Source organism: Kitasatospora sp. NPDC056138 (genome assembly GCF_042264695.1).
GTDB lineage: Bacteria > Actinomycetota > Actinomycetes > Streptomycetales > Streptomycetaceae > Kitasatospora.
This window is the reverse complement of record NZ_JBHJVK010000005.1, coordinates 137,360-161,856: the sequence shown is the minus strand read 5'-3', so window position 1 is coordinate 161,856 and position 24,497 is coordinate 137,360. Positions and strand designations below refer to the sequence as shown.

Genomic DNA, 24,497 nt, shown 5'->3' with positions numbered 1-24,497 from the left:
GCACTGCGGCACACGGGTGACGGCCCGTCGAGCCTGCGCGAATCGGACAAACGGGGTCAGTCGAGCCCGGACGGCTGACGGGGGGTGAGACCTGGATACTGTCGTACGTGTCCTACTTCGACGTGGCCTCGACCGCTCCGCTGCACCCCGTCGCCCGGCAGGCGCTGAACGCCGCACTCGACGAGGGGTGGGCGGACCCGGCTCGGCTGTACCGGGCCGGCCGGCAGGCCCGGATGCTGCTGGACGCGGCCCGGGAGACGGTCGCCGAGCTCCTGGGCGCGCGGCCGGACGAGATCTCGTTCACCGCGAGCGGCACCCAGGCCGTCCAGCTGGGCATCCTCGGTGCGCTGGCCGGACGCCGCCGGAGCGGCCGTCACCTGGTGCACTCCGCCGTCGAGCACTCCAGCGTGCTGCACACCGCAGAGCTGCACGCCGCCTCGGGCGGCGAGGTGAGCGAGGTCGCGGTCGACCGCAACGGGCTGGTCGCCGCCGGGGACTTCGCCGCCGCCCTCCGCCCGGACACCGCGCTGGCGGTGCTGCAGTCGGCCAACCACGAGGTCGGCACCGTGCAGCCGGTCACCGAGACCGCCGCCGCGATCGGCGGGGTGCCGCTGCTGGTGGACGCCGCGCAGAGCGCGGGCCGGCTGCCGGTACCCGCCGGCTGGTCGCTGCTGACGGCCAGTGCCCACAAGTGGGGCGGCCCGGCCGGGGTCGGGGTGCTCGCGGTCCGCAAGGGCGTCAGGTACGTCTCACCGCTGCCCGCCGACGAGCGCGAGGGCGGTCGGGTGCCCGGGTACGTCAATCTGCCCGCGATCGTGGCCGCGGCGGCGTCGCTGCGGGCGGTCCGGGCCGAGGCCGAGCGGGAGAACGCCCGGCTGCACGCGCTGGTGGACCGGATCCGGGCGCAGGTGCCCCGGCTGGTGCCGGAGGTCGAGGTGGTCGGCGACCCGGTGCGGAGGCTGCCGCACCTCGTCACCTTCTCCTGCCTCTACGTCGACGGCGAGGTGCTGCTGACCGAGCTGGACAAGGCCGGGTTCGCGGTGTCCTCCGGGTCCTCCTGCACCTCCAGCACGCTGACGCCCAGCCATGTGCTCGCGGCGATGGGCGTACTGACCGAAGGCAACGTCCGCGTCTCGCTCCCCCACGGGGTGGCCGAGGCGGACGTCGAACGGTTCCTGACCGTCCTGCCCGAGGTGGTGGCGGGGGTGCGGGCGCCGCTCGGCCTCGATCTGCCGGCTCCGGAACCGGTACCCGACAGCGCAGCGCCGGACAGCCCGGGGCCGGACACCCTGGTACTGAACACCCTGGGGAAGCGCTGTCCGCTGCCGGTGATCGAGCTGGCCAAGCGGATCGGCACGGTGCCGGTGGGCGGAACGGTCGCGGTGCTGGCCGACGACGAGGCGGCCCGGCTGGACGTCCCGGCCTGGTGCGAGATGCGCGGGCAGGAGTACCTGGGCGAGGTCCCGGCCGCCGACTACGGCCGGGACCGGGGTTCCGCGTACCTGGTCCGCCGGGTCGGCTGAGACCGCACCCCGGGCGCGGGAACCGCGCGGCCGGGCCGCCACCGAGGTGCCCGGCCGACCGCGCGGTTCCCGCGGACCCCGCAGGGCCCACCCCGGGACGCGACTACTTGACCAGCTTGCCGCGGATCTCGGCGGCGGCCTCGTCACCGTAGGCCGCGGCGAAGCGCTCCAGGAAGTGGCCATGGCGCAGCTCGTACTCCTGGGTGCCGACGGTCTCGATCACCAGGGTGGCGAGCATGCAGCCGAGCTGGGCGGAGCGCTCCAGGTCGAGCTCCCAGGAGAGGCCGGCCAGGAAGCCGGCCCGGAAGCCGTCGCCGACGCCGGTCGGGTCCGCCTTGCGCTCCTCGGTCGGGCAGCCGACCGTGATGTCCGGCTCGCCCTCGCGCTGGATCCGGACGCCCTTGGCGCCGAGCGTGGTGATCCGGGTGCCGACCCGGCGGAGGATCTCGTCCGCGTCCCAGCCGGTCTTGGACTCGATCAGCGCGGCCTCGTACTCGTTGGTGAACAGGTACGCGGCGCCGTTCACGATCTCCCGGATGTCGTCGCCCTCCAGGCGGGCCAGCTGCTGGGAGGGGTCGGCGGCGAAGGCGTAGCCGCGGGTGCGGCACTCCTGGGTGTGGCGGACCATCGCGGCCGGGTCGTCGGCACCGATCAGGACCAGGTCGAGGCCGCCGACGCGGTCGGCGATCGGCTTGAGCTCGATGTTGCGGGCCTCGGCCATCGCGCCGGTGTAGAACGACGCGATCTGGTTGTGGTCCTGGTCGGTGGTGCACATGAAGCGGGCGGTGTGTCGGGTCTCGGAGATGTGCACCGAGTCGGTGTCGACGTTGTTCCGCTGCAGCCAGCTGCGGTACTCGTGGAAGTCCGCGCCCGCGGCGCCGACCAGGATCGGGCGCAGGCCGAGCACGCCCATGCCGAAGGAGATGTTCGGGGCGACCCCGCCACGGCGGATGTCCAGGGTGTCCACCAGGAACGACAGCGACACCGTGTGCAGCTGCTCGGCGACCAGCTGGTCGGCGAAACGGCCCGGGAAGGTCGTCAGATGGTCGGTGGCGATCGAGCCGGCGACGGCGATGCGCACGAAGGTCTCCTCTGGAGGCTCTGGGCCGGGAAAGCAGTTGACAGAACCCTCCAACGGTACCGGGCGGCGGTGCCGTCCCTGTACTTCCTATTCGGCCACTCGAACGAGTACTACCCACGGGTACCCCTGGTTCGGGGCCCGGCGTCGGCCTAGGGTCGCAGTCATAGGGCCTTGTCGGCCCCAGGCCCGTGGCAGCTGCGCCGCGGCTCGGCGATCGGAGCGATGACACCGATGATGGCCAACTCACCCGCGCTGCGGCCCAGCGCGTCCCGGTCGTCCGCCCGCTCCTGGACGGGTGAGATCGAGGGCGACTCCCTCGCGTCCCTGGTCAGCTCCTCCCGGCGGCTAGGCCGGTTCTGGCCGCCGTCCGGCAGTGCTCCGCAGACCGCCGTCGCGCCGCGGCCCGCGGGGGTGTCGGTACCGTCCCGCGCCCGGAAGCTGGTGGCGCAGATGCCCGAGTACGGGAGCTGACCGCCCCCGCGGCGGCGGGTGGGAACCGGATCCGCCCGGGGCACGTCAGATCCGCGCAGCGCCGCCGTGGTGGCGGAGCGCGAGCCCTCGGGAGGAAGTCACAGCATGGACGAGAACACCTCAGCCGTAACGGTCCGGCCCGTGCGCGGGCGAGTTCGGCGCCGGGCGACGGTCCTGGCCGGGCTGGTGCTCGCCGTCGGTGCGGTCGCCGGGTGCGGGTCCGCCACGAGTTCGGGCACGGCCGCCGGGGCCCCGACGAGTCCTTCGCCGACCACGGCGTCGCCCTCCGGCGCGGCCCCCACCCCGACCGCGAGCCCGACCGCTCCCGCCACGCCGGACCCGAGCGCCTCCGGGCCGGGCACCTCGCCGAGCGGTCCCGGCATCGCGGTCGGCGAGCCGGCGCCCGTGAAACTGCCCGCGCTCGCCTACCAGGTGCAGGACGCCCAGCTGTCGGTCTGGTTCTACGGCGGCGTCTGCGACACGTACGGGCTGAAGGCCGACGAGTCCAAGCAGGGCGAGGTGGACGTCCGGGTGGTGATCACCGAGACCGCGCCCCGCGGCCGGGAGTGCCCGGCCCTGGTCAAGCGGAACTCGGTGACGGCCAAGCTGAAGCAGCCGCTGGCCGGCCGCAAGGTGGTGGACATCAGCACCGGTCAGACCCTGGCGATGGACCCGCCGCCGATCGGTGGCCCGCAGTAGCCCGGAGCCAACGGACGAGGTGAGGTCGAGGACGACGAGCGGCGGCCCCCGGGATCACCCGGGGGCCGCCGCCGTGCAGGCTGCCGCTCAGCTGCCGGGCAGCTGTCGCGGGACCTAGCTGAAGGAGTCGCCGCAGGCGCAGGAGCCGGTGGCGTTCGGGTTGTCGATGGTGAAGCCCTGCTTCTCGATGGTGTCGACGAAGTCGACGGTCGCACCGCCCAGGTACGGGGCGCTCATCCGGTCGGTGACGACCTTGACGCCGCCGAAGTCCTTGATGACGTCGCCGTCGAGCGAACGCTCGTCGAAGAACAGCTGGTAACGCAGGCCGGAGCAGCCACCCGGCTGAACGGCGACGCGCAGCGCCAGGTCGTCGCGGCCCTCCTGCTCGAGCAGGCCCTTGACCTTGGCCGCGGCGGCATCGGTGAGGAGGATGCCACTCTCGACAGTGGTCTCGTCCTGGACGGTCATGCTTACTCCCGGTCTGTGACGACAATGTGCCGCCAGTGCCAACCAGCGGCCTCCCGGATTCATTTCCGGTCGGTGGTTCTTTCCCGAAGGGGGCGATTCACGGAACCGATTCCCCTACGCACCCATGCTCGCACACCGCGCGTACTTGCCGAGTGCCCGATCCCGGCGAAACGGCCCACTCGCGGCAGGTGAGGCGGTCAGGATGGAAAGCGTGATCATTCGCCGGCTGCAGGACACCCCTGCCGACGCGTGGGCGGTGCAGCAGGTCGCCCGTGCCGCGTTCCGAGACCCCTTCGACCTTCCGGTGGACGGGTTCGACCTTCCGACGGACGGGCCGGACGAACCGGACGGCGACCGCCGGACCGTCCGGCAACTGGCGCGCACCCGGCATCTGGTCCGCTCCGACCCCGGCGGCTGCTGGCTCGCCGAGCAGGACGGCGAGACGCTCGGCGTGGCACTGGCGATGCGGCGGGAGGGCCTGTGGCTGCTCTCGCTGTACGCGGTGCTGCCGCGTGCCCAGGGCAAGGGGGTCGGGCGGCTGTTGCTGGACCGGGCCACCGAGTACGGGCGCAGCTGCCTGCGCGGGATGGCGTGCGCCCCACCGTCCCCGGCGGCGGCACGCCGCTACCGGCGGGCCGGGTTCACGCTGCACCCGGCGATGGCGCTGTCGGGGCCGGTGGACCGCGCCGGGCTGCTGGATCCGGGGGACATTCCGGTGCACCCGGGCAACGCGACCCACTTCCACCTGCTGGACTCGGTCGACCGGAGGCTGCGCGGGGCCGCCCACGGGGTCGACCACGAGTACCTGCTGGCGCACTTCGAAGAGCTGCTGATCGCGGACACCCTGGCGGGCAGCGGCTACTGCTACCGGGAGGGCGGTGCGGTCAAACTGCTCGCGGCGACCTCGAAGCGGATCGCCGTGCGGCTGCTGCGGGAGGCGCTGGCCCGGGTGCCCGACGGGGTGGAGGCGCGGATCGAGTTCCTCACCGCCGAGCAGGAGTGGGCCGTGGACGTCGGGCTGGAGCTGGGACTCACCGTGGCGAACCGGGGGTACCTGGCCCTGCGGGGGATGCGGCCGCCGATGCCGTACCTCCCCAGCGGGGCGTTCCTGTAGCCGGTCGGGCGGAGCGCGCACCGGGCACGGCGAACGTCGGGCCGGGCGTGGAAGCGGCGCGGGGCGCCGCGCGACACCGGGGGGAGCAGTGCGCCAGCCGGACCCGGTGGATCCGGTGCGGGCGGCTGTCCGCCGGTGTCGCGGGGTACCCCGCGCCCTGGTACGTGCCCGGCCGTGCCGACCGGTGCACGGTCACGCCATGGTGTCCAGGATCTCCTGGACCATCTCCAGGGTGGTGCCCGGGTGCAGGAAGGCGAAGCGGGCGACGGTCTCGCCGTCCCAGCCGGTCGGGGTGACGAAGCCGATCTGGTCGGCCAGCAGCTGCTGGGACCAGCGGTAGTAGTCCTCGTTGGTCCAGCCCTTGCGGCGGAAGCAGACGGCGGAGAGCTGCGGGTCGTGCAGCAGTTCCAGGTGCTCGGTGTCGCGGATCACCTGGGCGGTCTCCCGGGCCAGCTTCAGGCCCTCCTCGATCGCGTCGGTGTACGCCTGGGTGCCGTGCACCGCGAGCGAGAACCAGAGCGGCAGACCACGGGCGCGCCGGGTCAGGTGGTAGGCGTAGTCGGTGGGGTTCCACTCGTCGCCCTCGGTGTGCAGGACGTCCAGGTAGGAGGCGTCCTGGGTGTGCACCGCACGGGCCAGCTGGGGGTTGCGGTAGAGCAGCGCGGCGCAGTCGAACGGCGCGAACAGCCACTTGTGCGGGTCGACCACGAAGGAGTCGGCGTGCTCGATGCCGTTGTAGCGCTCGCGGACCGAGGGGGCGAACAGGCCCGCGCCGCCGTACGCGCCGTCCACGTGGAACCACATGTCGCGCTCGCGGGCGACCTCGGAGAGGCCCTGCAGGTCGTCGACGATGCCCTCGTTGGTGGTGCCGGCGGTACCGACCACGGCGATCACGGTCTCGGGGTTGGGGTCGGCGGCCAGGGCCGCGCGCAGCGCCTCGCCGGTGAAGCGGCGGTCCACGGTCGGGACCTTGAACGCCTCGGCACCGATGATGTTGAAGGTGTTCTTGACGGACGAGTGCACCTGGTCCGCGACGGCGATCCGCAGCCGTGCCTCCGGGCCGACGCCCAGTCTGCGGCGGGCGGTGTCGCGGGCGACCACCAGGGCGGAGAGGTTGCCCGCCGAGCCGCCGGAGACGAAGGTGCCGCCGGCCGTCGCGGGCAGGCCGGCCCGGTCGGCGATCAGGCGCAGCACCTGGTTCTCGGCGGCGATGGCGCCGGCCGCCTCCAGCCAGGAGATGCCCTGCAGGGAGGCGCAGGAGACCACCATGTCGAAGAGCAGCGCGGCCTTGGTCGGGGCGCACGGTATGAAGGACAGGTAGCGCGGGCTGTCGGCGGAGATGACGGCGCGGGAGAGCTCGTGGTCGTAGAGCTTGAGCACGTCGGCCGCGTTGTTGCCGTGCTCGTTGAGCAGGCCCGCCAGCTGGTTGCGCAGGTGCTCGCCGTCGCCGGGGTGGTCGAGCGGCACCGGGTCGTACTGCAGCCGCTCGCGCATGTAGTCGAATACCAGGTCGACCAGCTGTGCGTCGGGCCGGTGCATGCGGTTCGGGGCTGCGGACACGAGTGTCCCCTTCGCTGTGGGGTGTCAGGGAGGCCCGGGGCGGGTGGGGCCGTCCGGACATGATCAGCGTAGGCAGCGGCCCGGTGGCCGCGCGCGTCGGAACGGGGCTGGTCGGGCAGGATTCGGGCGTGTTGGGAACGCGCCACGCAGGATTCCTGCGCGGTGTTCCCCGGAACGGGCCAAGGGCCGGGTACGGGCCGGTTACGGGGGCCGGGGCGGCGGGCGGGCGGCGCCGCCGCGGAGCGTCAGCCGATGAGCTGGGAGAGCACCACCGAACTGCGGCTGCGCTGGACTCCGGGCTCCTTGCGGATGCGTTCGATGACGGCTTCCAGGTGGCGGGTGTCGGCGGCTCTCAGGTGCACCAGGGCGTCCGGGTCGCCGGTGACCGTCCAGGCCGCGACCACCTCGGGGAACTGCCGCAGGCTGGCGAGCAGTTCCTCCGGCGAGGTGCGGGCGCGGCAGTAGACCTCGACGAAGGCCTCGGTGCGCCAGCCGAGCAGGGCGGGGTCGAGGACCACGGTGAAGCCGCGGACCACCCCGCGGGCCCGCAGCCGGTCGATCCGGCGGCGGACGGCGGTGGCGGAGAGGTTGGCGAGCAGGCCGATCTCGGCGTAGGAGGCGCGGCCGTCCCGGCTGAGGTGTTCGAGGAGCAGCCGGTCGGTCTCGTCCAGCAGTGACGCCCCGCCGAAGTCTGACGGTCGGTGCGTGCTCATCGGTGCTGGCTCCACGGGTGTCGTGCTGCTCTGGTCGGGCGCCGCCGGCCAGGGGCCGGCCGGGCGGTGGTGGGCGGTGGGACGTTCCGGCAACGGTGTCCGCGGAAACGTCACACCGCCCTATTCTGGCGAAAAGTCTTGGTCAGTCCACCAGAAGGACGATCTTGCCCCTGGTCCGGCCCTCGGCGTTGAGGGCCTGGGCACTGGCCGCCTGGGCGAGCGGGAAGGTCGAGGCCACCGGCACGGTCAGCTTGCCCTGGTCGGCCAGCGCGGCGAGTTCGGTGAGATCGGCGGTGTCCGGGCGGACGAAGACGTAGTGGCCGCCCTGGGCGACCACACCGTAGTCGGCGATCGAGGCGATCCGGGCGGGGCCGGCGACCAGCTCCCGGGAGACCGCCACCGCCGTCCCGCCGACCAGGTCCAGGGCCGCGTCCACCCCGTCGGGAGCGAGCGTCCGGACCCGATCGGCCAGCCCCTCCCCGTACGTCACCGGCTCGGCGCCCAGGCCCCGCAGGTAGGCGTGGTTGCGTTCGCTCGCGGTGCCGATCACCCGGGCGCCGAGCGCCTTGGCGATCTGGACCGCGAGGCTGCCGACGCCGCCCGCCGCCGCGTGGACCAGCACGGTCTCGCCCGACCGCACCCGGAGCGCCTTGACCAGCGCCTGGTAGGCGGTGAGCCCGGCCAGCGGGAGGCCGCCGGCCTGGGCCCAGTCGAGGGCGGCGGGCTTGAGCGCGAGCGTGCGGACCGGTGCGGAGACCAGCTCGGCGTACGTACCGTGCTCGACCCAGTCCTTGCGGACGTAGCCGATCACCTCGTCCCCGGGCTTGAACTCGGTCACCGCACCGCCCACGGCCTGCACCACCCCGGCCAGGTCCCAGCCCATGACCAGCGGGAAGTGGACGTCCAGCAGCCCGTCCAGGTACCCCTCACGGATCTTCCAGTCCACGGGGTTGACCCCGGCGGCCTTCACCCGGACCAGGACCGAGTCGGGGCCCACCTTGGGATCGGGGAGTTCGGTGTACTCGACGACCTCGGGGCCGCCGTACTGCTTGATCACGATTGCCTTCATGGCAACAGCCAACGCGATCGGGTCCGGCTATCGTTCCGGCCACGCCGGAAGCGCCCCGGGAAGCTGCCATAACGGTGAGCGGTTCTCATCACATTGACACAATGGCCATCGTCAGAGTGACGCTAACCGGTTATCATCGATAGCGTCAGATAGACGAGAAGGCTGTTCGGAACGATCGGCCGCACAGGAGGGCATCCGCCCGTGACCACCACCACAGAGACCCACGGCGTCGACCCCGACCCGACGCCGCTCGCACTGCTGCTGCTCGGCCGCCAGGCCGACCCGAACAGCGAGCGCGGCGTCGAGTGCCCCGGCGATCTGCCCGCCGCCTCCGACTCCGGCCTGGTCGAGCGCGCCCGTGCCGCCAAGGCCGCACTGGGCAACCGCGTCTTCATCCTCGGCCACCACTACCAGCGCGACGAGGTGATCGAGTTCGCCGACGTCACCGGCGACTCCTTCAAGCTGGCCCGCGACGCCGCCGCCCGCCCCGAGGCCGAGTACATCGTCTTCTGTGGCGTGCACTTCATGGCCGAGTCGGCGGACATCCTGACCACCGACGCCCAGCAGGTCGTCCTCCCCGACCTCGCGGCCGGCTGCTCGATGGCCGACATGGCCACCGCCGAGCAGGTCGCCGAGTGCTGGGACGTGCTGACCGAGGCCGGGATAGCCGACGCGACCGTCCCGGTCTCGTACATGAACTCCTCGGCCGACATCAAGGCGTTCACCGGCAGGCACGGCGGCACGATCTGTACGTCGTCCAACGCCAAGCGGGCCCTGGAGTGGGCCTTCGAGCAGGGCGAGAAGGTGCTCTTCCTGCCCGACCAGCACCTCGGCCGCAACACCGCCGTGCTGGAGATGGGCTTCTCGCTGGACGACTGCGTGCTCTACAATCCGCACAAGCCGAACGGCGGCCTGACCGCGGAGCAGCTGCGGAACGCGAAGATGATCCTCTGGCGCGGGCACTGCTCGGTGCACGGCCGGTTCAGCCTGGACTCGGTGAACGAGGTCCGCGAGCGGATCCCCGGCGTGACCGTGCTGGTCCACCCCGAGTGCAAGCACGAGGTGGTCACCGCCGCGGACATGGTGGGCTCGACCGAGTACATCATCAAGGCGCTGGACGCCGCCGAGCCCGGTTCCAAGTGGGCCATCGGCACCGAGCTGAACCTGGTCCGCCGCCTGGCCAAGGCGCACCCGGACAAGGAGATCGTCTTCCTGGACCGCACGGTCTGCTTCTGCTCCACCATGAACCGGATCGACCTCCCGCACCTGGTCTGGGCGCTGGAGTCGCTGGTCGAGGGCCGGGTGCCGAACGTCATCACCGTCGACCCGGAGACCGAGAAGTACGCCAAGGCCGCGCTGGACCGGATGTTGGCCCTGCCGTAGTCGCCGTGGCAGCACACCACAAGGGCGGGCCCCCTCTCGGGGGCCCGCCCTTGTGGTGTGTCAGCCGTCAGTCCGGAAACCCGGGGATCAACCCGTCGCCCTCGCCCCGCAGCATCGCGGTCACCTCGGTGATCGTCGCCTCGACATTCGGGAGGATGAGGTCGGACGGCTCCAACGAGTCGTCCGGCAGCGGTGTGCCGTACTGCCTCACCGCGGCGAGCAACTTGCCCAGCGAAACCCGAAAACGTTCCTCGTCCCCCGCCTCCAGCGCGGTGAGCAGCTCGTCGTCGAGCTGGTTCAGGTGGTTCAGGTGGTCGTCGCCCACCTGGAACTGCCCCTCACCCATGACCCTCATGATCATGCCGGTGCGTCTCCCTGTGTCGTTGCAGCTCGGTCGTTGCGGCTCAGGTCACTTCTTGAAACGTGCGGATCACTTCGGACGTGCAGGTCACTTCTTGTAGTTGATGGTGGGCGGCGCGTCCTGCGGCGCGGCAGCGGGCTTGCCCTGCTCGATCGCCTGCGGAGCCGCAGCCGGACCGCCGGTGAGCTCCGCCTTCATCCGCGCCAGCTCCAGCTCGACGTCGCTGCCGCCGGCCACCCGCTCCAGCTCGGCCTCGATGTCGTCCTTGCGGCCCAGACCGCTGGCGTCGTCGAGCGCACCCGAGGCGAGCAGCTCGTCGATCGCCCCGGCCCGCGCCTGCATCTGCGCGGTCTTGTCCTCGGCCCGCTGGATGGCCAGGCCGACGTCGCCCATCTCCTCGGAGATCCCGGAGAAGGACTCCGCGATCCGGGTCTGCGCCTGGGCGGCGGTGTAGGTGGCCTTGATGGTCTCCTTCTTGGTGCGGAAGGCGTCCACCTTGGCCTGCAGGCGCTGGGAGGCGAGCGTGAGCTTCTCCTCCTCGGCCTGCAGCTGCTGGTACTGGGTCTCCAGGTCGGTGATCTGGGACTGGAGGTTGGCCTTGCGGGTCAGGGCCTCGCGGGCGAGGTCCTCGCGGCCCAGCGAGAGCGCCTTGCGGCCCTGGTCCTCGTACTTCGCCGACTGCTGCTGCAGCTGCGTCAGCTGGAGTTCCAGGCGCTTGCGGGAGGTGGCCACGTCGGCGACACCCCGGCGGACCTTCTGCAGCAGTTCGAGCTGCTTCTGGTAGGAGTAGTCGAGCGTCTCGCGCGGGTCCTCCGCCCGGTCCAGGGCCTTGTTCGCCTTGGAGCGGAAGATCAGCCCCATACGCTTCATGATTCCGTCGCTCATGGGCCTCGGGTGCCCCCTTCTCGGGCCTGCGGTTCCGTCTCGTGCTGACAACCTTGAGTGTAGGTGCAGCGGGCTGCTGCACGCAGTGCACCTGCCTGCTACAAGACTGCTACAGCCGCAACCGCCCGGACCTCATCCCAGGGATGGATCCCGCCCTGGTTCATGATCCACCACAGCCGGGGGATCCCGTAAGGGGAGGTCGGCGGGATCGGGGCCGGAATCGGGCGGCGGACGGGCCGCCGGGGGCGGTGCGCGGGCGGGCGGCGCCGGATCGATACCGGTTTGGGTCCGACGGCACGGCGAGAAGGCCACAGCCAGCACGTACGCTGGTGGTGTGTTCCGACGCCGCTCAGATGATGCCTCCTCCTCCGCCACCGTGGTGGCCGAGCAGGACGAGACGACCACCCGCCACCCCGAGGCGCCGAAGGGCCGCCCCACCCCCAAGCGCAGCGAGGCCGAGGCCAACCGCCGCACCCGGGTGACCGTGCCCAAGGACCGCAAGGACGCCGCCCGCCAGTCCCGCGAGCGGATGCGCGCCGAGCGGGAGAAGCAGCGCATGGCGCTGCTGAACGGCGACGAGAGCGCCCTGCCGATGCGCGACAAGGGCCCGGTGCGCCGCTTCGCCCGCAGCTACGTGGACTCGCGCTGGACGATGGCCGAGTTCTTCCTGCCGTACGCGGTGGTCGTGCTGGTCCTCAGCATCCTCAGGAACCCGACGCTCCAGCTGCTCTCCACCCTGCTGTTCCTGCTGTTCTTCGTCCTGGTCATCCTCGACTTCGTCCGCCTGGGCCTCGGCCTGCGCAAGGCACTGGCCGAGCGCTTCCCGAACGAGAACACCCGCGGCGCGATCGCCTACGCCCTGATGCGGACCCTGCAGATGCGGCGGCTGCGACTGCCGAAGCCGCAGGTCAAGCGGGGCGAACGGCCCTGACCGCCGAGCCGGTTCCGCCGCAGTCGTACTGGGCCTCTCCCGCTTGGCCCCAGGGCCCCGGACTGTCGCCCGTCCCCGGTGCGGTGCCGGGCGCCCTGGCCAACGCGATGCCCGGTGCGCTGCCGGGGCAGGGCGCGGGGGCGCACGACCGGCTTCCCGCCGCCCGGCCCACCGGGCAGCCCGGGATGTCCTGGCTGGAACGGCAGGGCGGACTGCGCAACCTGGTCCGGCAGGAACTGGTGGCCCGGCAGCTCGCCGAGCAGCTGGCCGGACGGAGCGGACTGCACGTCCTGGACGTCGGCTGCGGCCAGGGCACCCAGGCGCTGCGGCTCGCCAGGGCCGGCCACCTGGTCACCGGGCTCGACCCGGACCCGGTCACCCTCGGCGCCGCCCAGGCCGCGCTGGCGGCCGAGCCGCCCGAGGTGCGGGAGCGGGTCCGGCTACTGGGCGGGGACGGGCACCAGTGCGGACGCTGGTTCGGGCCGCGCAGCTTCGACGTGGTGCTCTGCCACGGCGTCCTGATGTACCTGCCCGACCCGGACCCGATGCTCGCCTCGCTGGCCCGGATCCTCGCCCCCGGCGGCGTGCTGTCGCTGCTGGTCCGCAACGCGGACGCGCTGGCCATGCGCCCTGGCCTCACCGGCGACTGGCGGGCCGCGCTGCACGCCTTCGACAGTCCCCGCTACACCAACCACCTGGGCCTGCCGGCCCGCGCCGACCGTCTCGCGGACCTGACCACCACGCTGGCCGGGGTGTCGGTCCCGCTGCGGCACTGGTACGGGGTGCGGGTGTTCACCGACAGCACGCCCGAGGACGCCGCGCCGGTGGACGGGCGTCAGCTGGCCCAGCTGCTGGACGCCGAGGAGCGGGCCGGACGCGAGGAACCGTACCGGCGGGTGGCGGCACTGCTGCACGTGATCGGGTCGAAGCAGCCGAAGTAGGCGCCGGGAAGCGGGCGCCCGGCGGCCGGGGGTGCCCGGCGGCCAGGAGCGCCCCGTCGTTCAGGATGCGCGGTCGTCCGGGGTGTGCGCCCCCGCGTGTGCGACCTCTCGGGGCGCGGGACCGGGCGAGCGGCGCTCCGGAGCGCGCCGGGCTGCTCGCACGGTTCCCGCGCCCCTGATCGCTTGATCGCTCAGGCGGGTGCGGGAGCTGACGGAGTCGGCGCGAGCTGCCCGGCGCCCACGGTGGTCACTCGGCGTGCAGGCTCATCGTGTAGATCTCCCGGCCGTCGTCCAGCAGTGCGACCCGGTCGGCGCCGTCCTCCACGAGCTGCTTCCAGGCCTCGCCGATCCAGGACTCCGCATCCCCCTGGCTGGAGAACTCCTCCTGACCGTCGGACGGGGTCACCAGGGTGCCGTCCGCCTTCTCGTACCGCCACGTGAACACCATGCCGGGCTCCTCCCGCCTAGGAACTACCTCGTCGTGCGCTGCCGTTGCGCGCTGCCGTTGCGCACACTAGCGTGCCCGGACTGATCCACCTCATGCCTTGTCAGGCAGGATGTGGCCATGGCACTCCCCCGCACCCTGATCCTCGGCGGCGCCCGCTCCGGCAAGTCCACCCGGGCCGAGCAGCTGCTCGCGCCGTACGAGGACGTGCTCTACGTGGCCACCGGCGGCACCCGCGACGGCGACCGGGAGTGGGCCCAGCGGGTCGAACTGCACCGCGAGCGGCGGCCGTCGAGCTGGCGGACGGCGGAGACCTGCGACCTGGTGGCCGTCCTCGCCGACCGGGCGGACGGCGCACCCGTACTGATCGACTGTCTGGCGCTCTGGCTGACCGCCGTGATGGACCGGTGCAACGCCTGGGACGACGCGGCCTGGGACGACGGCGGTGAGCTCGCGGTCCGACTGCACTGCGACGAGCTGGCCGAGGCCTGGCGGCTGACGGAGCGCCAGGTGATCGCGGTGAGCAACGAGGTCGGAATGGGTGTCGTCCCCGCCACCGCCGCCGGGCGGCGCTTCCGGGACACCCTGGGCCGGCTCAACATGGCCGTGGCGGACGCCTCGGAGCGGGTTCTGCTGGTGGTCGCCGGACAGGTACTGACCGTCAAGCCGGCCGCCTGGCAACCCACGGCGGACTGCGAGGGCCACCACCGCAACGACACCCGTGCCGTGTAGATTTCCGCTCGATGGACACCACCGTGGATCTCGATACCTTCTCCTCGCTCGTCGAGCGCCCCGACGAGAGCGCCCGCCGTGCCGCCGAGGAACGCTGGCAGCAGCTCGACAAGCCGCGCGCCGGCCTCGGGCAGCTGGAGGAACTCGGCAGCTGGCTGGCCTCCGTACAGGGCAGGTCCCCCGTGCAGCCGCTGACCGCCGCCAAGGTGCTGCTCTTCGCGGGCGACCACGGCGTGGCCGGGCTCGGCATCTCGCGGCCGGGCTCGCCCAGCACCGCGCAGCGGGTGCAGGCGGTGCTGGACGGCACCGCCCCCGTCGCCGCCCTGGCCCGCCGCTACGGCGCCGAGGTGCGGGTCGTGGACATGGCCGTGGACGCCGTCCCCGGGACCTTCCCGGCCGAGGTGGAGCACCAGCGGGTGCGCCGCGGCTCCGGGCGGATCGACATCGAGAACGCGCTCAGCCTGGACGAAGCCGCGCGCGCGTTCCTGACCGGCATGGCCGTCGCCGACGAGGAGGCCGACGCCGGGACCGACGTGGTGGTGCTCGGCGACCTCGGCGCCGGCTCGACCACCGTCGCAGCCGTCCTGATCGGCGCGCTCTGCGGCACCGACGCGGCCGCGGTCACCGGGCGCGGCTCCGGCATCGACGACCGGGTCTGGATGGTCAAGTGCGCGACCGTACGCGACGCGCTGCGCCGGGCCCGTCCCGTGCTGGGCGACCAGCTGGCGCTGCTCGCGGCCGTCGGCGGCGCGGACTTCGCGGCCGTCACCGGGTTCCTGCTGCAGTCCGCCGTGCGCAAGCTGCCGGTGGTGCTGGACGGCGTGGTCTCGGCCGCCTGCGCGCTGGTCGCGCAGCGGGTCGCGTTCCGGGCGCCCGAGTGGTGGCGTGCCGGACAGTCCACCGGTGAACCCGCCCAGGCCAAGGCGTACGACCGGCTGACGCTGACGCCGCTTCAGGGGCTGGGCGTCTCGATGGGCGAAGGGGTGGGCGCACTGCTGGCGCTGCCGCTGCTCCAGGCGGCCACCGACACCCTCGCGGATCCGGCCGACGTGGCGATGATCACCCGGGTGGGCCTCGCGCCGAAGGAGCCGCCGCGGCTGCCCACCGCGGCGGAGCTGCTGGGCCGGGGCTGAGGCAGCCCTCCCGGGAGGAGCGGCGGACCGCCCGGACAGTTGCCCGGGCACGGGAAGCTGCCCGAAGACCGCTCCACCGCGGTACGCCGCCCTCGCGCACCCCGCCGATCGGGCGACCCGGCCGCCCCGGGACGTAACTGCATGGCTGAGCGAGTGAGGGGCTGGAGCGGTGTCTCGGAGTACGGCCGACACGGGGACGTCCTCGTGGGGGGACGGGGTGCGGTTCGCGTTCGGGACGCTGTCGGTGCTGCGGGTCCGGGTCGAGCGGTGGGACCGGGCCGCCGGTGGGCGGGCGATGCTCTGTGCGCCGCTGGTCGGCGTGGTGCTCGGGGCGCTCGCCGCAGGCGCGGGTGCACTGGTCGCCTGGCGGGCGGGCGGGCTGCTCGCGGCGGTGGCCGCCGTGGCCGTGCCGGCCTGGCTCACCCGGGGGCTTCATCTGGACGGCCTGGCCGATGTCGCGGACGGCCTGGGCAGCGGCAAGCCGGCCGAGGACGCCCTGCGGATCATGAAACAGTCGGACATCGGCCCGTTCGGTGTGCTGACCCTCGTTCTGGTGCTGCTGGCCCAGGTCGCCGCCCTGGCCGGACAGTTCGCCGACTCCGTCGGGCACGGTGCGCTGGCGGTGCTGACCGCCGCCGTGACCGCGCGCTGTGCACTGTCCTGGGGCTGTCTGCGGCCGGTGCCCGCCGCCCGGCCCGGGGGTCTGGGCGCGATGGTCGCGGCCACGGTTCCGCCGGCCGGTGCACTGGCGGTCTCCGCGCTCGCCGGCCTGGGCCTCGGCGCGGCGGCGTGGGCGGACGGCTGGGCGGCGCTCCGCTACCCGGCCGCGCTGCTGGTCGGCCTCGGCGCGGCCGGTCTGCTGCTGCGGCGCTGCGTACGGCGGTTCGGCGGCATCACGGGCGACGTGCTCGGCGCGATGGCGGAGACCGCGGCCGCCGCCGCCCTGCTCACCCTGGCCCTGACCTGACCGTGACGGCCCGTCATACCGGCCGGTCGGAGCGGGGATTGGGCATCGGGCGGCCAATTGCGGGGTCCGACGCACCCGTTCGGCAGAAGATAGGGCCGGTACCGAGGGCGGCGTGATCCCATCATGCGGACTACCATGCGGGGAGCACCGTAGCCCTGCGCCCTGTTCCAGCGGAGCACGCCGGGGTGATGCCGGTGCGGCACCGGCGCCGCACCTGGCTGTGGACCGCGAAAGAACAGGACTCATTTACGTGACTGCATTGTCTGTGAGCACCTCCTCCGCCGCCTCGCTGCGCGCGGATGCCCTGGTGATCGGTGTGGGCAAGGGCCCGAAGGGCCTCGTGGTGGCCGCCGGCGCCGAGGCCGTGGCCGAGGCGTTCGAGGGCAAGCTGGCCGAGGTCCTCAGCACCCTGGGCGCGACCGGTGCCGAGGGCGAGTCGGTCAAGCTTCCCTCCCCCGCCGGGCTGAAGGCCGCCCTGGTGCTGGCCGTCGGCCTCGGCGAGGCCTCCGACGAGGGGTACTCCCCGGAGACGCTGCGCCGTGCGGCCGGTGTCGCCGCCCGCACGCTGTCCGGCGTCAAGAAGGCCGCGCTGGCCCTCCCGGTCGCCTCGGCCGAGGACCTCGAGGCGGTCGCGCTCGGCGGGCTGCTCGGCTCGTACAGCTTCACCACCTACAAGGGCTCGGAGAACGGCAAGGCGCCGGTCGGCGAGCTGGTCCTGCTGACCGACCGCAAGGGCAGCAAGGAGGCCAAGGCCGCCGCCGACCGCGCCGTGGCGATCGGCGAGGAGATCAACCGCGCCCGCGACCTGGTCAACGCCGCCCCGAACGACCTCAACCCGAAGTCCTTCGCCGCGATCGCCCAGGCGGCCGGCAAGGAGCACGGCCTGAAGGTCGAGGTGCTGGACGAGAAGGCGCTGGCCAAGGGCGGCTTCGGCGGCATCCTCGGCGTCGGCACCGGCTCGGAGAACCCGCCCCGCCTGGTGAAGGTCGCCTACACCCACCCGAAGGCCAAGGCCACCCTCGCCTTCGTCGGCAAGGGCATCACCTACGACTCGGGCGGCATCTCGCTGAAGCCGGCCGGCCACAACGAGACCATGAAGTGCGACATGGCCGGCGCCGCCGCCGTGTTCGCGGCCGTGGTCGCGGCCAAGCGCCTGGGCCTGGCCGTCAACGTCACCGGCTGGCTCGCCCTGGCGGAGAACATGCCGTCGGGCTCGGCCACCCGCCCGGGTGACGTGCTGAGGATGTACGGCGGCAAGACCGTCGAGGTGCTCAACACCGACGCCGAGGGCCGCCTGGTGCTCGCCGACGCGATCGTCCGCGCCGGCGAGGAGAACCCGGACGTGATCGTCGACGTCGCCACCCTGACCGGCGCCATGGTGCTGGCCCTGGGCAACCGCACCTTCGGCGTGATGTCGAACAAGGACGAGCTGCGCAGCGAGCTGCACGCCGCCGCCGAGGCGGCCGGTGAGCAGTCCTGGCCGATGCCGCTCCCCGCCGACCTGCGCAAGGGCATGGTCGAGTCGACCATCGCCGACCTGGCCAACATGGGCGAGCGGATGGGTGGCGGCCTGGTGGCCGGCCTGTTCCTGAAGGAGTTCGTCGCCGACGGCATCGACTGGGCGCACCTGGACATCGCCGGCCCGGCGTTCCACGAGGGCGCCCCGTTCGGCTACACCCCCAAGGGCGGCACCGGCAGCGCGATCCGCACCCTGGTCCGCTTCGCGGAGGACACCGCGAACGCCTGACCCGCGCCGTGGCGCCGGCCCAGCGGGGCCGGCGCCACGAGGTCCGACCGAGGGTCCGACGCCACTGGCGCCGGGCCCTCGTCGCATTTCCGAGTTACCTGCCGGTAATACAGTTCGTCACATTGTGGGGCCGTGTTCGCTCGGGGCGAAACTTTCTTCCGCAAGACGGAACCGCCCAGGTCCACGCTCGACCGCACCCACCCACCGCCGGTCGGCAGCACCGCTGTGAGCTGCGACAATACTTAGAAGATCGGTACATTCCACCCATCTGTTCGAGATCGCCGGACCCGGCCGAGGCAGCCCCGGACATCAACCGCCGCGAACAAGTGCGAAGATGTATTTCCGGCACGACTGGGCGCCTTACGAGGGCTTCCCCACCGGACCGTGACCGGCCCGGCGAACCGCACCCCTTTGCATGGAGGACGTGACGTGGCGAACGACGCCAGCACCGTTTTCGACGTAGTCATTCTCGGAGGCGGAAGCGGCGGTTACGCCGCGGCGCTCCGCGCCGCTCAGCTGGGACTGAGCGTTGCGCTGATCGAGAAGGGTGAGCTGGGCGGCACCTGCCTGCACCGCGGCTGCATCCCGACCAAGGCCCTGCTGCACGCCGCAGAGATCGCCGACGAGACCAAGGAAGCCGCCGAGTTCGGCGTTCTGGCCACCTTCCAGGGCATCGACATCAACGGCGTCCACAAGTACAAGGACGACGTCATCGCCGGCCTGTACAAGGGCCTGCAGGGCCTGGTGGCCTCCCGCAAGGTCCACTTCATCCAGGGCGCCGGCCGGCTCTCCTCGCAGACCTCGGTGGACGTCGACGGCCAGCGCATCGAGGGCCGCCACATCGTCCTCGCGACCGGCTCCGTCCCGCGCTCGATCCCGGGCCTGGAGATCGACGGCAACCGGATCATCTCCTCGGACCACGCCCTCAAGCTCGACCGCATCCCGAAGTCGGCCGTCATCCTCGGCGGCGGCGTGATCGGCGTCGAGTTCGCCTCGGTCTGGAAGTCCTTCGGTGTCGACGTCACCATCGTCGAGGCCCTGCCGCACCTGGTCCCGCTGGAGGACGAGAACTCCTCCAAGCTGCTGGAGCGCGCCTTCCGCAAGCGCGGCATCAAGTTCGAGCTGAAGGCCCGCTTCTCCGGCGTCGAGTACACCGAGGCCGGTGTGCGCGTCTCCACCGAGAACGGCAAGCAGATCGACGCCGACCTGCTGCTCGTCGCCATCGGCCGCGGCCCGGTCTCGGCCGGCCTCGGCTACGAGGAGAACGGCGTCGCGATGGACCGCGGCTACGTCCTGGTCGACGAGTACATGCGCACCAACGTGCCGACCATCTCGGCCGTCGGCGACCTCGCCCCGACCCTGCAGCTGGCCCACGTCGGCTTCGCCGAGGGCATCCTGGTCGCCGAGCGCCTGGCCGGCCTCAAGCCGGTCCCGCTCGACTACGACGGTGTGCCGCGCGTGACGTACTCCAACCCCGAGGTCGCCTCCGTCGGCATCTCCGAGGCCAAGGCCGTGGAGCTGTACGGCAAGGACAAGGTCGTCACCCTCAAGTACAACCTGGCCGGCAACGGCAAGAGCAAGATCCTGAAGACCGCCGGTGAGATCAAGCTGGTCCAGGTCAAGGACGGCGCCGTGGTCGGCGTCCACATGGTCGGTGCCCGAATGGGCGAGCAGGTCGGCGAAGCCCAGCTGATCTACAACTGGGAGGCCCTGCCGGCCGAGGTCGCGCAGCTCATCCACGCGCACCCGACCCAGTCCGAGGCCCTCGGCGAGGCGCACCTGGCCCTGGCCGGCAAGCCGCTGCACGCGCACGACTGATCTCGGCTCTTACTTCCCCCATTCCCGTACGCAAGACTTGATAGGAGTCGCTGAAACCATGGCGGTCTCAGTAACACTGCCCGCGCTGGGCGAGAGCGTTTCCGAGGGTACTGTCACCCGTTGGCTGAAGGCCGAGGGTGAGCGCGTGGAGGCCGACGAGCCGCTGCTGGAGGTCTCGACCGACAAGGTCGACACCGAGATCCCCGCTCCGGCCTCCGGCATCCTGGCCTCGATCAAGGTCGCCGAGGACGAGACGGTCGAGGTCGGCGCCGAGCTGGCCATCATCGACGACGGCTCCGGCGCCCCGGTCGCCGCTGCCGCCCCGGTCGCGGAGGCCGCTCCGGCTGCCGCCCCGGCCCCCGTTGCCGAGGCCCCGGCCGCTCCGGCCCCGGTCGCCGCCGCTCCGGCCGCTGCTGCTCCGGCCGCCGCGCCCGCCGCCGGTGAGGGCACCCCGGTGCTGCTCCCCGCGCTCGGCGAGTCGGTCACCGAGGGCACCGTCACCCGTTGGCTCAAGGCCGAGGGTGACACCGTCGAGGTCGACGAGCCGCTGCTGGAGGTCTCGACCGACAAGGTCGACACCGAGATCCCGTCGCCGGTCGCCGGTGTCGTGGTGAAGATCCTGGTCGGCGAGGACGAGACCGCCGAGGTCGGCGCCCGGCTCGCGCTGATCGGTGTCGCGGGTGCCGCTCCGGCCGCCCCCGCCGCCGCTGCTCCGGCCGCCCCGGCCCCCGTTGCCGCCCCGGCTCCGGTTGCCGCTGCCCCGGCTGCCCCGGCCCCGGTCGCCGCCCCGGCCCCCGTTGCCGCCCCGGCCCCCGTTGCCGCCCCGGCTCCGGTTGCCGCTGCCCCGGCTGCCCCGGCCCCCGTTGCCGCCCCGGCTCCGGTTGCCGCTCCGGCCGCCCCGGCTGCCGACAGCTCGGACGCCTACGTCACCCCGCTGGTCCGCAAGCTCGCGGCCGAGCACGGCGTGGCCCTCTCCTCCGTCACCGGCACCGGTGTCGGCGGCCGTATCCGTAAGCAGGACGTCCTGGCCGCCGCCGAGGCCGCCAAGGCTCCGGTCGCCGCTGCCGCCGCTCCGGCCGCTCCGAAGGCCGCTGCCGCCGCGCCGTCCCCGCTGCGTGGCCAGACCGTTCCGATGACCCGCGTGCGCAAGGCGATCGCCAAGCACATGGTCGAGTCGCTGAAGGTCTCGGCCCAGCTGACCACCGTGGTCGAGGTGGACGTCACGCGCATCATGCAGCTGCGTGCCAAGGCCAAGAACAGCTTCCTGCAGCGTGAGGGCGTCAAGCTCTCGCCGATGCCGTTCTTCGTCAAGGCCGCCACCGAGGCGCTCAAGGTGCACCCGGTCGTGAACGCCCGGGTCAACGAGGACGACTCGATCACCTACCACGACGTCGAGAACGTCGGCATCGCGGTGGACACCGAGAAGGGCCTGTTCGTCCCGGTCATCCACGGCGCCGGTGACCTCAACATCGCCGGTATCGCGAAGAAGGTGGCCGACCTCGCCGCCCGCACCCGCGACGGTGGCCTGAAGCCGGACGAGCTGGCCAACGGCACCTTCACGGTGACCAACACCGGTTCGCGCGGTGCGCTGTTCGACACCCCGATCCTGAACCAGCCGCAGGTCGGCATGCTGGGCATCGGCGCCACCGTGCGCCGCCCGGTGGTCATCAGCCACCCGGAGCTCGGCGAGACCATCGCGATCCGCGACATGGTCTACCTGGCCCTGTCCTACGACCACCGGATCGTGGACGGCGCCGACGCCGCCCGCTTCCTGGCCACGGTCAAGGCCCGCCTGGAAGAGGGCGCCTTCGAGGGCGACCTCGGCCTCTGATCGGTCTCTGATCGGCTGACTGCCGCAGGTGGCTGTGCCCCGTTCCGCCGCGTTCACCGCGTGCGGAACGGGGCACAGCCCTTCGTGCACACGGCGAACGGCTCCCGGCCGGGTACGGCGTGCGCCCGGGTGACGGCGCGGACGCGGTTCGGGACGGCCCAGGGCCGCGCCCCGGCCGCGGCCGCAGTGCGGCGGGCGGCGGGCGGCGGTGACGATGTGACGGTGACGCCGGGAGCTGCCGCGCCGGGTGCGCCCGGTACGGGCGGTCACCGGCGAAGCCCGTGGGCCGTCCGGGCTCCGCCGGTTGTACACGCCACTCCGCACAGGCGTCAACGCATGCATTCGCCCTGGCGACCGGCGATGCTGGAGCGGTGATGTACGAGACGGACTTCTGGCAGCTCATCGACGAGACCCGGGACGCGGCCGACGGCGACCCCGACGACCAGGCCGAGGCACTGGTCGAGCGGCTCGTGCAGCTGACACCCGACGATGTGCTCGACTTCGCGCGGCTCTTCGAGGCCCGCTTCCAACGCGCCTACCGCACCGATCTGTGGGCCGCCGCGCACCTGCTGCTCGGTGGCGCCTCGGAGGACACCTTCGACTACTTCCGGTGCTGGCTGATCGGCCAGGGCCGGGAGGTGTTCGAGGGCGCGCTGCACCAGCCGGACGACCTGGCGGAGCTGGTGCCGGACTTCGACGAGGAGGAGGACGGCGAGGCCGAGGACCTCGGCTACGCCGCCGACGAGGCGCACGAACAGCTCACCGGCCTGCCGCTGCCCGAGCTCGGGATCGAACAGCCGCGCCGGCCCGAGGGCACGCCGTTCGACTTCGATGACCCCGCTCTCATGGCGAAACGGTTCCCCAAGTTGTGGGACCACTACGGACGTTGAGGACGGCAGGACCGGTCTCAGATGCCCGCACCACGCCCGGCGCCCGAGCTGCCCCACGCACCCGAGTCACCCCTGATGCCCTGGACGATCCGGTCGAGCACGACCGGCTTCGGCGCCTGCGGGTGGTCGTCCACCGATCCGGTCAGCACGGTGAAGCCGCCGCCCCGGGCCGGGACGGTCACCACCAGGACGTACCCCTGGACGCCCTGCTTCGGGACCACGTGCCAGCGCTCGGCGAAGCCCCGACCGCCCGCCACCGTGACCGGCCCGGAGGGGAGTTCCTGGTGCGCGGCGAGGTCGCCGAAGAGCTCGGGTGCGGCGTCCGCCATCACCGAACGGGCGACCGTCATCGCGTCGGTACCGTCCACCGGGACCGCATCGATGCCGAAGCTGCCGCGCATGCAGCCCGCCGGGTCCGCACAGGGGTACGGGGCCGTGGAGAGATGGACGGCGACGTCCCGGTCGTGCCGGTCGGAGGTCCAGCCGGGAGGCAGTGGGACGCGCCAGCCGTGCGCCAAGTCCCTTGCGGCACCGTCCGGACCGACGGGGGCGGCGGCGGCCGGACCGGTATCCGCCTCCTGCCGGCCCGGCAGGCCGTGCCGCACGGTGGGACCGGGTGGCGGAGCTGCTGCGCTGTCGTCGTCCTCGTCCGGGTCCGGACCGATCCAGACCAGTCCGGTGACGGCCGCGGCTGCGAAGACGGCGATCACCAAACCGATGATCAACCCGCCGTGGAACCTCCGGGTGCCCTCGGACCGCGGATGCGCCCGGCCCGGATGAGACGGAGTCGGATCTCCCGGAGTCGGATCCGCCGGATTGCTGAACGGCGCTGCCGCGCCGGGCGGTTGGAGCGGCCCGCCCCTCCCGGAGGACGGCGGGGCCAACGGGGGTGCGGGCGGCCCCGAACCACCCTGGGGCCGGGGCGGGGCGTCCGCGGAGCACGGCTCGGGCACGGGCACGGGCGTCGCGGACCGCGCACCGCCGTCCTGCCGGGGCTCCGGCGCGCCGCCACGTGGACCGGGCCCGGACTCCGGGCGCCGGCCCGGAGGAGTCGAGTCGCTCACGTACCGTACCGTACCCGTCGGCACCCGGACCCGGCAGATGCCTTGCGGAGTGCTGACTGGCCCACCATCAAACAGCAACATTTACAACGCACTTGTCGCCATGGCCGGGTCCGGCGCGAGCCCGGTGTCCAGTCGCCGACCCGGGGCTCAGTCGCGGTCGTGGTCGAGCAGGCTGCGCCCCATCAGCACGTCGTCCACGTACTCGCCGTCGAGGTGGAACTCCTCCGGCAGGATGCCGTCCACCGTGAAACCGGCCCGTTCGTAGAGCCGCCGGGCGGAGGCGTTCCGGCCGAGCACGCGCAGGGTCATCCGGCGGATCCCATCGGCACGGGCGGCGGCGAGCGCAGCGTCGATCAGCCGCGCCCCGACGCCCCGGCCCCGGGACGCGGGCAGGACCGCGAACCCCTGGATCTGGCGGATGTGCAGGTTGGTGGCCAACGGCGTGGGCGGCACCTGCCGGATGTAGCCGACGACGACACCGTCGGACTCGGCGACCAGGCACTGCTCGGGAGTGCGGCGCTCGTCGAAGAACTCCGCGTCCTCGGCGGGCCGTGGCGACACGTCGCTGATCCAGGACCAGGCCGCGCGGTCGATGGCGACGAGCTGCGGCCCGTCCTCGCTCAGTGCTCGCCGTATGGTCACGCCGTCAGGTCGCATGGCCGACATGCTAT

At 72.7% G+C, this 24,497-nt stretch carries 23 protein-coding genes and 1 pseudogene; 13 read left to right on the top strand and 11 right to left on the bottom strand.

The annotated features are described in order from the left end of the window. Positions 1-107 precede the first annotated feature (107 nt). Complete coding sequence (locus ACFC1R_RS05715; RefSeq protein WP_375933228.1) at positions 108-1,523, top strand: cysteine desulfurase/sulfurtransferase TusA family protein; 1,416 nt, start codon at positions 108-110, stop codon at positions 1,521-1,523. Positions 1,524-1,626: 103 nt separating this feature from the next. Here the strand turns inward: ACFC1R_RS05715 and ACFC1R_RS05710 are convergent, their stop codons facing one another. Both ACFC1R_RS05710 and ACFC1R_RS05705 read right to left on the bottom strand, forming a co-directional pair. Beyond that, positions 1,627-2,604, bottom strand: a complete 978-nt coding sequence (locus tag ACFC1R_RS05710) for a carbohydrate kinase family protein (protein WP_375933225.1) — start codon at positions 2,602-2,604, stop codon at positions 1,627-1,629. Between the two features lie 161 nt (positions 2,605-2,765). Further along, positions 2,766-3,119 carry a hypothetical protein gene (locus tag ACFC1R_RS05705; protein WP_375933222.1) on the bottom strand — a complete coding sequence of 118 codons (354 nt, stop codon included), beginning with the start codon at positions 3,117-3,119 and terminating at the stop codon, positions 2,766-2,768. A gap of 61 nt (positions 3,120-3,180) precedes the next feature. Here ACFC1R_RS05705 and ACFC1R_RS05700 point away from each other — a divergent pair, with 61 nt between their 5' ends. Next, positions 3,181-3,774 carry a hypothetical protein gene (locus ACFC1R_RS05700; RefSeq protein ID WP_375933219.1) on the top strand — a complete coding sequence of 198 codons (594 nt, stop codon included), beginning with the start codon at positions 3,181-3,183 and terminating at the stop codon, positions 3,772-3,774. A 114-nt stretch (positions 3,775-3,888) separates the two neighbouring features. On the opposite strand, the gene ACFC1R_RS05695 is transcribed toward ACFC1R_RS05700, so the two are convergent. Then, on the bottom strand, positions 3,889-4,242 hold the full coding sequence (locus ACFC1R_RS05695) for an iron-sulfur cluster assembly accessory protein (protein WP_045298952.1): 354 nt from the start codon (positions 4,240-4,242) through the stop codon (positions 3,889-3,891). A 211-nt stretch (positions 4,243-4,453) separates the two neighbouring features. Here ACFC1R_RS05695 and ACFC1R_RS05690 point away from each other — a divergent pair, with 211 nt between their 5' ends. Further along, positions 4,454-5,356 carry a GNAT family N-acetyltransferase gene (locus tag ACFC1R_RS05690; protein WP_375933214.1) on the top strand — a complete coding sequence of 301 codons (903 nt, stop codon included), beginning with the start codon at positions 4,454-4,456 and terminating at the stop codon, positions 5,354-5,356. 192 nt (positions 5,357-5,548) lie between these two features. Here the strand turns inward: ACFC1R_RS05690 and ACFC1R_RS05685 are convergent, their stop codons facing one another. From ACFC1R_RS05685 to ACFC1R_RS05675, 3 genes are all read right to left on the bottom strand, one after another. After that, a complete protein-coding gene (locus ACFC1R_RS05685; RefSeq protein WP_375933211.1) occupies positions 5,549-6,916 on the bottom strand; it encodes a pyridoxal phosphate-dependent decarboxylase family protein in 1,368 nt (455 codons plus the stop codon). Positions 6,917-7,161: 245 nt separating this feature from the next. Then, positions 7,162-7,629, bottom strand: coding sequence for an Lrp/AsnC family transcriptional regulator (locus ACFC1R_RS05680; RefSeq protein WP_375933208.1), 468 nt, complete (start codon positions 7,627-7,629; stop codon positions 7,162-7,164). A gap of 142 nt (positions 7,630-7,771) precedes the next feature. Continuing rightward, the gene (locus tag ACFC1R_RS05675) at positions 7,772-8,698 is read right to left on the bottom strand and encodes an NADP-dependent oxidoreductase (protein WP_375933205.1); all 927 of its coding nucleotides are present in this window, start codon (positions 8,696-8,698) and stop codon (positions 7,772-7,774) included. 201 nt (positions 8,699-8,899) lie between these two features. On the opposite strand from ACFC1R_RS05675, the gene nadA reads away from it, so the two are divergent. Further along, positions 8,900-10,081 carry a quinolinate synthase NadA gene (gene nadA / locus ACFC1R_RS05670; RefSeq protein ID WP_375933203.1) on the top strand — a complete coding sequence of 394 codons (1,182 nt, stop codon included), beginning with the start codon at positions 8,900-8,902 and terminating at the stop codon, positions 10,079-10,081. Between the two features lie 67 nt (positions 10,082-10,148). Here nadA and ACFC1R_RS05665 read toward each other — a convergent pair whose 3' ends face one another. After that, a complete protein-coding gene (locus tag ACFC1R_RS05665; RefSeq protein ID WP_375933200.1) occupies positions 10,149-10,442 on the bottom strand; it encodes a hypothetical protein in 294 nt (97 codons plus the stop codon). 87 nt (positions 10,443-10,529) lie between these two features. After that, entirely contained in the window at positions 10,530-11,303 is a 774-nt protein-coding gene (locus ACFC1R_RS05660) for a PspA/IM30 family protein (protein WP_375933197.1), read from the bottom strand. A gap of 358 nt (positions 11,304-11,661) precedes the next feature. On the opposite strand from ACFC1R_RS05660, the gene ACFC1R_RS05655 reads away from it, so the two are divergent. Continuing rightward, on the top strand, positions 11,662-12,258 hold the full coding sequence (locus tag ACFC1R_RS05655; protein WP_375933194.1) for a DUF3043 domain-containing protein: 597 nt from the start codon (positions 11,662-11,664) through the stop codon (positions 12,256-12,258). 185 nt (positions 12,259-12,443) lie between these two features. Next, positions 12,444-13,199 (top strand): class I SAM-dependent methyltransferase, encoded by a 756-nt coding sequence (locus ACFC1R_RS05650; RefSeq protein ID WP_375933456.1) that lies wholly within the window; start codon positions 12,444-12,446, stop codon positions 13,197-13,199. A 247-nt stretch (positions 13,200-13,446) separates the two neighbouring features. Here ACFC1R_RS05650 and ACFC1R_RS05645 read toward each other — a convergent pair whose 3' ends face one another. Beyond that, positions 13,447-13,647 (bottom strand): hypothetical protein, encoded by a 201-nt coding sequence (locus ACFC1R_RS05645; protein WP_375933191.1) that lies wholly within the window; start codon positions 13,645-13,647, stop codon positions 13,447-13,449. 129 nt (positions 13,648-13,776) lie between these two features. Between ACFC1R_RS05645 and cobU the strand changes: the two are divergent. From cobU to ACFC1R_RS05610, 7 genes and pseudogenes are all read left to right on the top strand, one after another. After that, positions 13,777-14,310 (top strand): annotated as a pseudogene (gene cobU / locus ACFC1R_RS05640) (bifunctional adenosylcobinamide kinase/adenosylcobinamide-phosphate guanylyltransferase); the annotation flags it as partial. 77 nt (positions 14,311-14,387) lie between these two features. Next, positions 14,388-15,509, top strand: coding sequence for a nicotinate-nucleotide--dimethylbenzimidazole phosphoribosyltransferase (locus tag ACFC1R_RS05635; RefSeq protein WP_375933188.1), 1,122 nt, complete (start codon positions 14,388-14,390; stop codon positions 15,507-15,509). Positions 15,510-15,678: 169 nt separating this feature from the next. Then, positions 15,679-16,476 (top strand): adenosylcobinamide-GDP ribazoletransferase, encoded by a 798-nt coding sequence (locus ACFC1R_RS05630; RefSeq protein WP_375933185.1) that lies wholly within the window; start codon positions 15,679-15,681, stop codon positions 16,474-16,476. A gap of 250 nt (positions 16,477-16,726) precedes the next feature. Further along, positions 16,727-18,223: a leucyl aminopeptidase gene (locus ACFC1R_RS05625; RefSeq protein WP_375933182.1), complete on the top strand. Its 1,497-nt coding sequence runs from the start codon at positions 16,727-16,729 to the stop codon at positions 18,221-18,223. Positions 18,224-18,652: 429 nt separating this feature from the next. Next, positions 18,653-20,041: a dihydrolipoyl dehydrogenase gene (gene lpdA, locus ACFC1R_RS05620; protein ID WP_375933179.1), complete on the top strand. Its 1,389-nt coding sequence runs from the start codon at positions 18,653-18,655 to the stop codon at positions 20,039-20,041. A 58-nt stretch (positions 20,042-20,099) separates the two neighbouring features. Further along, on the top strand, positions 20,100-21,872 hold the full coding sequence (gene sucB, locus ACFC1R_RS05615) for a 2-oxoglutarate dehydrogenase, E2 component, dihydrolipoamide succinyltransferase (protein WP_375933176.1): 1,773 nt from the start codon (positions 20,100-20,102) through the stop codon (positions 21,870-21,872). Positions 21,873-22,246: 374 nt separating this feature from the next. Beyond that, the gene (locus ACFC1R_RS05610) at positions 22,247-22,762 is read left to right on the top strand and encodes a DUF4240 domain-containing protein (RefSeq protein WP_375933453.1); all 516 of its coding nucleotides are present in this window, start codon (positions 22,247-22,249) and stop codon (positions 22,760-22,762) included. A 17-nt stretch (positions 22,763-22,779) separates the two neighbouring features. Here ACFC1R_RS05610 and ACFC1R_RS05605 read toward each other — a convergent pair whose 3' ends face one another. Then, positions 22,780-23,472: a hypothetical protein gene (locus ACFC1R_RS05605; RefSeq protein ID WP_375933173.1), complete on the bottom strand. Its 693-nt coding sequence runs from the start codon at positions 23,470-23,472 to the stop codon at positions 22,780-22,782. A 501-nt stretch (positions 23,473-23,973) separates the two neighbouring features. Next, positions 23,974-24,483: a GNAT family N-acetyltransferase gene (locus ACFC1R_RS05600; RefSeq protein ID WP_375933170.1), complete on the bottom strand. Its 510-nt coding sequence runs from the start codon at positions 24,481-24,483 to the stop codon at positions 23,974-23,976. Positions 24,484-24,497: the final 14 nt, after the last annotated feature.